Here is an 11,274-nt window from a genome sequence, read left to right as displayed (position 1 = left end):
CCCGGTCCTCCAGGTCCAGGACGTCCTTCACGTGCACGAAGCCCATGAAGGTGCCCCGGCCCCCGGACACCGGGAAGCGGGAGTAGCCGGTGCGGACGGTCAGCTCCTCGATCTCGCGCTGGGGTCACCGACGGGGAGACCGTCACCAGCGAGGCCGAGGGGATCAGGACGTCGTGACGGGGCGGGTGCCCAGCTCCAGGGCGTCCTCCAGGCGCTCCTGCTCGGCCGGGTCGAGCAGCCCGGCCTGGCCGGCGTCCTCGACCAGCCGGCCGAGCTGCGCCCGGGTGAAGACCGCCTCCACCTCGTCCTTGCGGCTCCACGTGGAAGGCCTTGAGGACGAGCCGGGCGCAGGCGCCGAGGGCGCTGGTCACCGGGCGGCAGAGCCGGGCGAAGCCGACCAGCCCGGGGCCCAGCCACAGCGCGGTCCCGCTCGGGATCGGCCATCGCCAGGTTCTTCGGGACCATCTCGCCGATGACGAGGTGGAGGAAGACCACCGCGGCGAGCGCGAACACGTACCCGAGGGGGTGGATCAGGCCCTCCGGCACGCCCACCGCGTGGAAGACCGGTTCGAGCAGCCGGGCCACGGTCGGCTCGGCGACCGCGCCCAGGGTGAGCGAGCAGACGGTGATGCCGAACTGGGCGGCGGCCATCATCTGCGGCAGGTTCTCCAGGCCGTACAGGACCTGGCGGGCTCGGGAGCCGCCGAGCGGCTCGATCTGGCTGCGGCGCACGGAGACGAGGGCGAACTCGGGCACCGACGAAGAAGCCGTTGGCCAGGACGAGGAGCACGGCGAACAGCAGCGGGAGCAGGCTCATCGGACGCCTCCGCGCCGACGGGCACCGGGGCGGTGCGCGTGATGCGCACCCGTTCGGCGCGGTAGCGGTCCACCTGGCGCACCGAGAGCCGCCAGCCGGGGATGTTCGCCCGGTCGCCCGGGGCGGGGATCCGCCCGAGGAGATCGGCGACGAGCCCGGCGACCGTCTCGTACGGCCCGTCGGGCACGTCGAGTCCTATCCGGTGCAGGGTGTGCACCCCGGCAGGAGCCGTCGGCCTCCCAGGCCGGCTGGCCGTCCTCCGAGGGGACGGCGGCCAGTTCGGGCCGTTCGTCGGCGGCGGTGTCGTGCTCGTCGCGCACCTCGCCGACGAGCTCCTCGACGATGTCCTCCAGGGTGACCACCCCGGCGGTGCCCAGCCGTACTCGTCGACGACGACCGCGATCGGCTGCTCGCGGCGCAGCCGCTCCAGGAGCGCCTGGGCGGGCAGCGACTCGGGGACGAGCAGCGGCGGGACGGCGATCCGGGCCCACGGGGACCCGGTGCCGCTCGTGCGGGACGACGGCGAGGGCGTCCTTGAGGTGGACCATGCCGACGATCTCGTCGATCCGCTCGCGGTAGACGGGGAAGCGGGACAGGCCGGTGGCCCGGGTGAGGTTGAGGACGTCGGCCGCGGTGGCGTCCGACTGCAGGGCGCTCATCTTCACCCGCGGGGTCATCACCTGTTCGGCGGTGAGCCCGCCGAGCGACAGGGTCCGCACGAAGAGGTCGGCGGTGTCCTGTTCGAGGGCGCCGGCCAGGGCCGAGTGCCGGGCGAGGGAGACCAGCTCCCCGGGGGTGCGGACCGAGTCGAGCTCGTCGGTGGGTTCCACGCCGAACAGCCGGACCAGCCGGTTGGCGACCCGGTTGAGCAGGGCGATCACCGGCCGGAACAGCGAGGAGAAGACGTGCTGCGGTCCGGCGACGAAGCGGGCCACCTGGAGCGGCCGGGAGACCGCCCAGTTCTTGGGGACGAGCTCGCCGACCACCATCTGGACGGCGGAGGCCAGCAGCATGCCGACGACCACCGCGATGCCGGAGACGGCCCCCGCGGGGAGCCCGGTCGCGCTGAGCGGCCCGTCGAGCAGCCGGGCGAGCGCGGGCTCGGCGAGCATGCCGGTGACGAGCGAGGTGATGGTGATGCCGAGCTGGGTGCCGGAGAGCTGGAAGGACAGCTCGCGCAGCGCCTTGACGACGGTGCGGGCCCGCCGGTCGCCTTCGGCCGCGGCCCGTTCGGCCTCGGGACGTTCCACGGTGACGAGGCCGAACTCGGCCGCCACGAAGAAGCCGTTGGCGAGGATCAGCAGGAAGGCTGCGGCGAGCAGCAGGAGCGAGACGATCATGCCGCCGCCTCGGGTGAGGGGGCGGCGCAGGTACTACCGGACGATCCGTCCATTGCCGGAGGGAGTCACTCCTCGGGTCGAAGGGCTGCCCCGCGGGGCCGCCGGCGGGCGGCCCTGCACGTGCGAGGCGGCGGTGCCGCTCGGCACCGCCGCCTCAAGAGTAGTCACGCCCGTGCCGCCGGGGGCAGGGGGTCGGCCCCGTATGGGGGACGCGACCGGGTGTCAGGACGTCTCGCTGCCGCTCCCGTGGCTGTCGGCGAGGGCGCGCAGCGCGCGGGCGTCGCGGATCGCCGACTCCTTGGCGATCCCGGGCTGGATGCCGAGGGCGGGCATGCTGGTGCCGTCGCTCAGGTCGAGGAAGACCCAGGGGTCGCCGGGGCGCAGGTTGACCTTGAGGATCTCGGCCCACGCGAGTCGGCGCGTCCGGGTGATGTTGACGACCGTGACGCCCTGCGCGTCGGCGACGACCTTGGGGCGGCTCAGCAGCACCAGGACGCCCAGGAAGAGCGCGGCGGTGAAGACGAAGCTGGCCCGCTCCCCCGGTCCGAGCTTCTCCAGCATCATCCCGACGGTGGTGATGACGACGAACATCGCCACCCCGACGGTCAGCAGCACGATCCGGGTGCGGGCGGGCCGGAAGGTGACCGGGAGGGCGGATGCGGTGGACTCGGACATGCGGGTTCCTTGCGCGGTTTCCTGCGGGCACCCCTGTCGGACGCCCGCCGGCGGTCGGGGTCAGAGGCGGCAGGCGTGGATGGCCGTGGTGAGGATGGCACGGGCGCCCAGCTCGTACAGGTCGTCCATGACCTTCTGCGCCTCCTTGGCGGGGACCATGGCGCGGACCGCGACCCAGCCCTCGTTGTGCAGCGGCGAGACGGTGGGCGACTCCAGGCCGGGGGTGAGGGCGACGGCCTGCTCCAGGTGCTCGGCGCGGCAGTCGTAGTCCATCATCACGTACGAGCGGGCGACCAGGACGCCCTGGAGGCGGCGCAGGAACTGCTGGACCTTCGGGTCGTCGGTCGGTGCGCCGGTGCGGCGGATGACGGTGGCCTCGGAGGTGAGGATCGGCTCGCCGATGACCTCCAGGCCCGCGTTGCGCAGGCTGGTGCCGGTCTCGACGACGTCCGCGATGATCTGGGGCGACGCCCAGCTGGATCGCGGTCTCGACGGCGCCGTCGAGGTGCACGACGGAGGCGTCGACGCCCTGCTCGGCGAGGTGCTTGGCGACGATGCCCTCGTAGGAGGTGGCGATCGTCATCCCCTGGAAGTCCTCGGGGCCGTTCGCGGTGCCCGGGCGGGTGGCGTAACGGAAGGTGGACCGGCCGAAGTTCAGCGGCAGGATCTCCTCGGCGTTGGCGCCGGAGTCCAGGAGCAGGTCGCGGCCGGTGATGCCGATGTCGAGCCGGCCGGACGCCACGTAGATCGCGATGTCCTTCGGGCGGAGGTAGAAGAACTCCACCTCGTTGTCCGGGTCGACGACGACGAGTTCCTTGGACTCCTTGCGCTGCCGGTAGCCCGCCTCATGGAGCATTGCCATCGCAGGTCCGGAGAGAGAACCCTTGTTGGGGACGGCGATGCGCAGCATGGGACGGGCTTCCTTTGCCTCAGGTGTAAGGGAGTGTTTCGGTGCTCGAGCGCTCAGAGATGGGAGTAGACGTCGTCGAGCGAGATCCCGCGGGGCGACCATCATCACCTGGACGTGGTACAGCAGCTGCGAGATCTCCTCGGCGGCGGCTTCCTTGCCCTCGTACTCGGCGGCCATCCAGACCTCGGCGGCCTCCTCGACGACCTTCTTGCCGATGGCATGGACGCCCTTGCCGACCAGTTCCGCGGTACGGGAGGTCGCCGGGTCGCCGGTCTCGGCCTTGAGCTTGAGCTCGGCGAAGAGCTCTTCGAAGGTTTTGTTCGCCATGATGTCCTTAGAGTACGCGGTGGGCAGGCACCACTCAGCGCCAGGGTTCGCTGACCGTCCGCAGCGTGGTCGCGGTGGCGACGGCGGCGGTGACGGCCTCGTGGCCCTTGTCCTCGGAGGATCCTTCGAGGCCGGCCCGGTCCAGGGCCTGCTCCTCGTTGTCGACGGTCAGGACGCCGAATCCGACGGGTACGCCGGTGTCGATCGAGACCTGGGTGAGGCCGTGGGTGACGCCCTGGCACACGTACTCGAAGTGCGGCGTTCCGCCGCGGATGACGACGCCGAGCGCCACGATGGCATCGTAACCGCGACCGGCGAGTACCTTCGCCACGACCGGGAGCTCGAAGCTGCCGGGGACGCGGAGCAGGGTGGGCTCCTCGATGCCGAGTTCGCTCAGGGCCCGCAGCGCGCCGTCCACGAGACCGTCCATGATCTTCTCGTGCCACTGGGCCGCGATGACCGCGACCCGGAGGTCGCCGCAGTTCTTCACGCTGAGGACGGGTGCGCCCTTGCCGCTCATGTTTCTCCTTGCCGGTGATCGGTCGTACGTACTGCGTCTACGGAGGGGATTACTGGTTGTCGCAGGTGGAGCCCGAGGAGCCGTCCAGCCAGGGCAGGTCGTGGCCCATCCGGTCGCGCTTGGTGCGCAGGTAGCGGAGGTTGTGCTCGCCCGCCTGGACCGGCATGGGCTCGCGGCCCTCGACGGTGAGGCCGTGCCGGGTGAGGGCGTCGATCTTGTCGGGGTTGTTGGTCATCAGCCGCAGGCTGCGGACCCCGAGGTCGGCGAGGATCTGCGCGCCGGCCGCGTAGTCGCGGGCGTCGGCGGGCAGTCCCAGCTCCAGGTTGGCGTCGAGGGTGTCGCGGCCGCGCTCCTGGAGCTCGTAGGCGCGCAGCTTGGACAGCAGGCCGATGCCGCGGCCCTCGTGGCCCCGCAGATAGACGACGACGCCGCGGCCGGCCTCGGTGATGCGGTCCATGGATGCCTGGAGCTGGGGACCGCAGTCGCAGCGCAGGGAGTGGAAGATGTCGCCGGTCAGGCACTCGGAGTGGACCCGGACCAGGACGTCCTCGCCCGCGCCGATCTCGCCGTGCACGAGGGCGACGTGCTCGACGCCGTCGACGGTGGAGCGGTAGCCGTACGCGGTGAACTCGCCGTGTGCGGTGGGCAGCTGGACCTCGGCCTCGCGGCGGACGGTCGGCTCGGCGGAGCGGCGGTAGGCGATCAGGTCCTCGATGGAGATGATCGTCAGGCCGTGCTTGCGGGCGAAGGGGATCAGCTCGGGCAGCCGGAGCATCACCCCGTCCTCGCCGGCGATCTCGACGATCGCGCCGGCCGGGCGCAGCCCGGCCAGGCGGGCCAGGTCGACGGCGGCCTCGGTGTGCCCGTTGCGGACCAGGACGCCGCCGGGCTTGGCGCGCAGCGGGAAGACGTGGCCGGGGCGGACGAAGTCGCCGGGCTCGTGCTCGCCGCTCGCCAGCATGCGCAGCGTGGTGGCGCGGTCGGCGGCGGAGATGCCGGTGGTGACGCCGTGGGCGGCGCTCGCGTCCACGGAGACGGTGAAGGCGGTCTGCATGGACTCGGTGTTGTGGTCGACCATCTGCGGCAGCCGGAGGCGTTCCAGCTCCTCCCCCTCCATGGGGGCGCAGATCAGGCCGCGGCACTCGCTCATCATGAAGGCGACGACCTCGGGGGTGGCCTTCTCGGCGGCGATGACGAGGTCGCCCTCGTTCTCGCGGTCCGCGTCGTCCACGACGACGACGGGGCGGCCCGCGGCGATGTCGCGGATGGCCTGCTCGACCGGGTCGAGGGCGAGGTCGGCGGCGTCCCAGAGAGGCAGCGCAGGCAGGGCACTCATGCGTGGGCTCCTTCCAGAGCGGTGGGAGCGGTGCGCGTCCGGAGCCACCAGTCGCGCATGCCCCAGATGACGAGGGCGAAGTAGATGACGTAGACCAGGCCGGAGAAGGCGAGGCCGCTGTTGAAGGCGAGCGGGACGCCGACCAGGTCGACGAGGAGCCAGGCGAACCAGAACTCGACCAGGCCGCGGGCCTGGGCGACCATCGCGACGAGGGTGCCGACGAAGATGTACGCGTCGGCCCAGGGGCTCCAGGAGAGCGACGGGTAGAGGGTGAAGAGGCCGCCGACGGCGAGGGTGCCGAGGGCCGCGCCGGCGAGCAGCAGCCCGCGCTCCTTCCAGGTGGCGAAGCGGACCGCGATGGAGCCGTCCTGGGCCTGCTGCCGGCCGCGGCTCCACTGGCGCCAGCCCCAGGCGGCCACGCCGATGACCAGGAGCTGCTTGCCGACGCCGCCGCTGAGGTGGGCGGAGGCGTAGGCGCCGACCAGGATGAGGCCGGAGAGCAGCTGGGCGGGCCAGGTGAGGACGGAGCGGCGCCAGCCGAGGGCCAGGGCGACGAGGCCGATCGTGTTGCCGATCATGTCGGACCACATGATGTGCTGGCCGAAGGCGCTGAACGCCTCGGAGTTGAGCCAGTTCACTTGACGTTCTCCTGAGCGTTCGGGCCGAGCAGGCGCTCGACGTACTTGGCGATGACGTCGACCTCGAGGTTGACCGGGGCGCCGGGCTGCTTGATGCCGAGCGTGGTCAGGGCGAGGGTGGTGGGGATGAGGCTGATGGTGAAGTAGTCGGCGGCGGCGTCGACGACGGTGAGGCTGACGCCGTCGACCGTGATCGAGCCCTTCTCGACGACGTAGCGCGAGAGGTGGGCGGGCAGGCCGACCTTGACGAGCTCCCAGTGCTCGGACGGGGTCCGCTCCAGGACGGTGCCGGTGCCGTCCACGTGGCCCTGGACGATGTGGCCGCCGAGGCGGTCGCCGACGGCCATGGGGCGCTCCAGGTTGACCCGGGAGCCGACCTCCAGGGCGCCGAGCGAGGAGCGCTTGAGCGTCTCGGCCATCACGTCGGCGGTGAACTCCCCGTCGCCGTGCTCGACGACCGTGAGACAGACGCCGTTGACCGCGATCGAGTCGCCGTGCTTGGCGTCCTGCGTGACCAGGGGGCCCCGCAGCCGGAAACGGGAGGCGTCCGCCAGCTGCTCGACGGCGACGACCTCACCCAGCTCTTCGACGATTCCGGTGAACACGGTCAGGCTCCCTTGGGGGTGGTGGTGGGGACGGCGGTGACGCGGAGGTCGGGTCCGATGCGTTCGGTCTCGGTGACGTGCAGCCGCAACGCTTCGGTGAGGGTGCCGATTCCGGCGTCGGCGAGGGCGGCCGGGCCCGCGCCGAGGAGGACGGGGGCGAGGTAGCCGACGACCTGGTCGACGGCGTCGGCCGCGACGAAGGAGCCCGCGAGGGTGGGGCCGCCTTCGAGGAGGACGGAGCGGACGCCCCGCGCGTACAGCCGGTCGAGCAGGTCGTGGACGCCGATCCGGCCGTCGCGCAGGGGCAGCCGGAGCACCTCGACGCCGGGCAGGTGCCGGGTGTCGGCCTCCTCCCCCACGACGAGGAGGGTGGGGGCGGCGTCGTCCAGGACGCGGGCGGTCGGCGGGACCGTGGCACGGGTGTCGAGGGCGACCCGCAGGGGCTGGGTGGCCTCCTCGATGCCGCGGACGGCGAGGTGCGGGTCGTCGGCGCGCAGCGTCCCGCCGCCGACGAGGACGGCGTCGGCCTCGGCGCGCAGCCGGTGGACGTCGCTGCGGGACGCGGCAGAGCTGATCCAGCGGGAGGTGCCGTCGGCGGCGGCGATCCGGCCGTCGAGGGTGGCGGCGTACTTCCAGCGGACGAAGGGACGGCCGCGGCGGACGGAGGTGAGCCAGGCCAGGTTGCCGGCCTCGGCCTCGTCCTCCAGGAGGCCCTGCCGGACCTCGACGCCGGCCGCGCGCAGGGTGTCGGCACCGCCGGTGGCCTGCGGGTTCGGGTCGCCGACCGCGTACTCGACGCGGCTGATCCCGGCCTCGATCAGGGCCTGGGCGCAGGGGCCGGTGCGACCGGTGTGGTTGCAGGGTTCGAGAGTGACGTACGCGGTGCCGCCGCGGGCCAGCACGCCGGCCTCGCGCAGGGCGTGGATCTCGGCGTGGGGGCCGCCGGCGCGCTGGTGGTAGCCGCTGCCGACCGGGTGGCCGGAGGCGTCGGTGATGACGCAGCCGACGACGGGGTTGGGGCTGGTGGAGCCGAGACCGCGGGCGGCGAGCGCGACGGCGCTCCGCATGGCGGTGATGTCGGCGGGCGTGGCCACCGGGTCCTCCTGCCTCTTCGGGCACGGACTCCGGGGCCTGTCGATGACGACAGAGAGCGGGTACGACGTCTCACGCAGGGTGCGCCGAGGCCGGAGGTCCCCTGGGGACGCCGATCGATGCCGGTGGTACGGCGTCGCGGCGACCAGCGGACGTACGGCCGGCACACCCCCTGTGACAGGGGTCGCCCGCCGCGCACTGCCTCCCATCCGGACTTTCACCGTCGGTCCAGGAATCTCACCTGGTCAACCGGCCGCTGGCTTGCGGACGGGTCGCGGACTATACCGCCGGTTCGGAATTACACCGACCCCGGAGTGCGCTGCTGCTGATACAGGGCCAGTGTGCCACGGCCGGGAACCGGCCAGACAGGTCGGGCTCTGTGGGCTGACTCACAACCTGGCATGAGCATCCCACGAAATCCTTCGTTGGTCCAGACCTATTGACGCACTGGTCTAGTCCTCTTAATCTCCGTGTCACCTCCGAGGTACGGCCCGCCGGTTGTGCGCACTCCACGGGCCCAACACGACCCACCCCCTTGTTCGTTGTGCTTTTTGAACCTCCCCAGGAGGAAACGATCGTGTTGTCCCCCACGAAGAAGAGGGCCGCGCTGCTCGCTTCCGGCGCCGCCGTCGCCGGACTGCTGATCAGCTCCCTCGCCGCCGGCGGCGTCTCGTACGCGGCCGACAACGAGTCCTGTCGCCCCGACGGGCTCTACAAGACGCCCGGCGTCGATGTCCCGTACTGCTCGGTCTACGACACCGAGGGCCGCGAGAAGATGGGCGCGGACCACCAGCGCCGCGTCATCGGCTACTTCACCGGCTGGCGGACCGGAAAGAACGGCGAGCCCGCGTACCTCGCCAAGGACATCCCGTGGGACAAGATCACCCACATCAACTACGCCTTCGGCCACATCGGCAGCGACAACAAGCTGTCCGTCGGCACCGACGGACCGAACAACGCCGCCACCGGGATGACCTGGCCCGGTGTCGCGGGCGCCGAGATGGACCCGGCGTACGCCTACAAGGGCCACTTCAACCTGCTGAACAAGTTCAAGAAGCAGCACCCGAACGTCAAGACGCTGATCTCGGTCGGCGGCTGGGCGGAGACCGGAGGCTACTTCGACGACAACGGCGCCCGGGTGAACTCCGGCGGCTTCTACTCGATGGCGACCAACGCCGACGGGTCGGTCAACCAGGCCGGGATCGACACGTTCGCCACCTCCGCCGTCGACTTCATCCGGAAGTACGGCTTCAACGGCGTCGACATCGACTACGAGTACCCGACCACCATGAAGGACGCGGGCAACCCGCTCGACTGGCAGCTCGCCAACGGGCGCCGCGCGGGCCTCGTGCAGAGCTACGCCGTCCTCATGAAGTCGCTCCGCGAGAAGCTGGACCGGGCCGGCGCCACCGACGGCAAGCACTACATGCTCACCGTCGCCGCGCCCTCCTCGGGCTACCTGCTGCGCGGCATGGAGACCTTCCAGATGCAGAAGTATCTGGACTACGTCAACATCATGTCCTACGACCTGCACGGCGCCTGGAACGAGTACGTCGGTCCCAACGCCTCGCTGTTCGACGACGGCAAGGACGGCGAGCTCGCCGCCGCCAACGTCTACGGCTCCTCGCAGTACGGCAACATCGGTTACCTCAACACCGACTGGGCCTACCACTACTTCCGCGGCTCCATGCCGGCCGGCCGGATCAACATCGGCCTGCCGTACTACACCCGCGGCCACAAGAACGTGCAGGGCGGCACCGACGGCCTGTGGGGCAAGGCCACCGCGACCACCTGCCCGGCCGGCTCCGGCCTGACCAAGTGCGGCGACGGCGCCTCCGGCATCGACAACCTGTGGCACGACAAGGACACCAACGGGCAGGAGTCGCCCGCCGGATCCAACCCGATGTGGCACGCCAAGAACCTGGAGAAGGGGATCGTCGGCGACTACGTCACCCAGTACGGCTTCCCCGCGAACACCACGCTGACCGGCACCTACGCCCGCAAGTACGACTCGACGCTGGTCGCCCCGTGGCTGTGGAACGCCCAGAAGAAGGTCTTCCTCTCCACCGAGGACGAGCAGTCCGTGGCCGCCAAGGCCGACTACGTGGTCAGCCGCGGCATCGGCGGCACCATGGTCTGGGAGATGGCCGGCGACTACGCCTGGAACGCCACGAAGAACCAGTACGAGATGGGCTCCACGCTCACCTCGCTGATGTACGACAAGTTCAAGGCGGCCACCCCGTACGGCGCGAAGAAGTCCAACGCGACGCTGCCGACCCAGGCCGTGAACGTGGGCGTCGAGTTCGCCGAGTTCAAGCTGGGTGACTCCAACTACCCGATCACCCCGAAGATCAAGATCACCAACAACACGCAGACCACGCTGCCCGGCGGCACCGAGTTCCAGTTCGACTACTCGACCTCGGCCCCGAACAACGCCTCCGACCAGTCCGGCTTCGGCACCAAGGTGATCAGCAGCGACCACACCGGCAGCAACGTGGGCGGCCTGAAGGGCGACTTCCACCGGGTCTCCCTGAAGCTCCCGGCCTGGCAGTCGCTGGCCCCCGGCGCGACCGTGGACCTGGCGTTCAACTACTACCTGCCGGTCTCCACGCCGTCGAACTGGACGGTCACCGTCAACGGAACCGTCTACGCCCTCGCCGGTGACCTGGCGCGCGGCACGACCCTGGTGGAGCCGGGCGCGACCACGCCGCCGACCACCCCGCCGACGACTCCCCCGACCACCCCGCCCACCACGCCGCCGACGACGCCGCCCACCGGCTGCACCGCCCCGGCGTACGTGGCAGGCACGATCTACAACGCGAACAACGTCGTCTCCCACAAGGGCCACAAGTGGCTCGCCCAGTGGTGGACGCAGAACGAGGAGCCGGGCACGACCGGCCAGTGGGGCGTCTGGAAGGACCAGGGCGCCTGCTAGTCCCCTCCCCCTGAGAAACCCCCGGCGGCGGTCTCACGGCCCTTGCCGCCGCCGGGTCTCCCACCGCGCCGCGCCCCCC

General features: G+C 71.2%; 7 protein-coding genes, 4 pseudogenes and 1 riboswitch. Of the genes and pseudogenes, 1 reads left to right on the top strand and 10 read right to left on the bottom strand.

Translation table 11 applies throughout. From position 1 onward, the window contains the following. The 10 genes and pseudogenes from ABD981_RS32875 to ribD form a co-directional block, all read right to left on the bottom strand. Positions 1 to 817 (bottom strand): annotated as a pseudogene (locus ABD981_RS32875) (hemolysin family protein); the annotation flags it as partial. After that, positions 792 to 2,157, bottom strand: a pseudogene (locus tag ABD981_RS32870) (hemolysin family protein); the annotation flags it as partial. The pseudogenes ABD981_RS32870 and ABD981_RS32875, both read right to left, overlap by 26 nt. Before the next feature lie 222 nt (positions 2,158 to 2,379). Continuing rightward, complete coding sequence (locus ABD981_RS32865; RefSeq protein WP_046907433.1) at positions 2,380 to 2,832, bottom strand: PH domain-containing protein; 453 nt, start codon at positions 2,830 to 2,832, stop codon at positions 2,380 to 2,382. 60 nt (positions 2,833 to 2,892) lie between these two features. Next, positions 2,893 to 3,742, bottom strand: a pseudogene (gene hisG, locus ABD981_RS32860) (ATP phosphoribosyltransferase). A gap of 53 nt (positions 3,743 to 3,795) precedes the next feature. Continuing rightward, positions 3,796 to 4,069, bottom strand: a pseudogene (locus ABD981_RS32855) (phosphoribosyl-ATP diphosphatase). A gap of 34 nt (positions 4,070 to 4,103) precedes the next feature. Then, on the bottom strand, positions 4,104 to 4,589 hold the full coding sequence (gene ribH / locus ABD981_RS32850) for a 6,7-dimethyl-8-ribityllumazine synthase (protein WP_046907436.1): 486 nt from the start codon (positions 4,587 to 4,589) through the stop codon (positions 4,104 to 4,106). Between the two features lie 49 nt (positions 4,590 to 4,638). Beyond that, positions 4,639 to 5,925, bottom strand: coding sequence for a bifunctional 3,4-dihydroxy-2-butanone-4-phosphate synthase/GTP cyclohydrolase II (locus ABD981_RS32845; RefSeq protein WP_046907437.1), 1,287 nt, complete (start codon positions 5,923 to 5,925; stop codon positions 4,639 to 4,641). Then, positions 5,922 to 6,515, bottom strand: a complete 594-nt coding sequence (locus ABD981_RS32840) for a nicotinamide mononucleotide transporter family protein (RefSeq protein ID WP_046907524.1) — start codon at positions 6,513 to 6,515, stop codon at positions 5,922 to 5,924. The genes ABD981_RS32845 and ABD981_RS32840 overlap by 4 nt, the downstream gene beginning before the upstream one ends. Positions 6,516 to 6,559: 44 nt before the next feature. Then, positions 6,560 to 7,168, bottom strand: coding sequence for a riboflavin synthase (locus ABD981_RS32835; protein WP_046907438.1), 609 nt, complete (start codon positions 7,166 to 7,168; stop codon positions 6,560 to 6,562). 2 nt (positions 7,169 to 7,170) lie between these two features. Then, on the bottom strand, positions 7,171 to 8,262 hold the full coding sequence (gene ribD / locus ABD981_RS32830) for a bifunctional diaminohydroxyphosphoribosylaminopyrimidine deaminase/5-amino-6-(5-phosphoribosylamino)uracil reductase RibD (RefSeq protein WP_046907439.1): 1,092 nt from the start codon (positions 8,260 to 8,262) through the stop codon (positions 7,171 to 7,173). 189 nt (positions 8,263 to 8,451) lie between these two features. After that, a riboswitch (FMN riboswitch) is annotated at positions 8,452 to 8,582 on the bottom strand. 255 nt (positions 8,583 to 8,837) lie between these two features. Between ribD and ABD981_RS32825 the strand changes: the two genes are divergently transcribed. Beyond that, the gene (locus ABD981_RS32825; protein ID WP_046907440.1) at positions 8,838 to 11,195 is read left to right on the top strand and encodes a chitinase C-terminal domain-containing protein; all 2,358 of its coding nucleotides are present in this window, start codon (positions 8,838 to 8,840) and stop codon (positions 11,193 to 11,195) included. Positions 11,196 to 11,274 lie beyond the last annotated feature (79 nt).

The organism is Streptomyces showdoensis, from assembly GCF_039535475.1.
Classification (GTDB): Bacteria; Actinomycetota; Actinomycetes; order Streptomycetales; family Streptomycetaceae; genus Streptomyces; species Streptomyces showdoensis.
This window is presented reverse-complemented; position numbering and strand designations above follow the sequence as displayed.

Bases quoted from the DNA above. Each gene is read 5' to 3' on its own strand.
- ABD981_RS32865 (WP_046907433.1), bottom strand. From the start codon at position 2,832: ATGTCCGAGTCCACCGCATCCGCCCTCCCGGTCACCTTCCGGCCCGCC.
- ABD981_RS32840 (WP_046907524.1), bottom strand. From the start codon at position 6,515: ATGTGGTCCGACATGATCGGCAACACGATCGGCCTCGTCGCCCTGGCC.
- ribH (WP_046907436.1), bottom strand. From the start codon at position 4,589: ATGAGCGGCAAGGGCGCACCCGTCCTCAGCGTGAAGAACTGCGGCGAC.
- ABD981_RS32845 (WP_046907437.1), bottom strand. From the start codon at position 5,925: ATGAGTGCCCTGCCTGCGCTGCCTCTCTGGGACGCCGCCGACCTCGCC.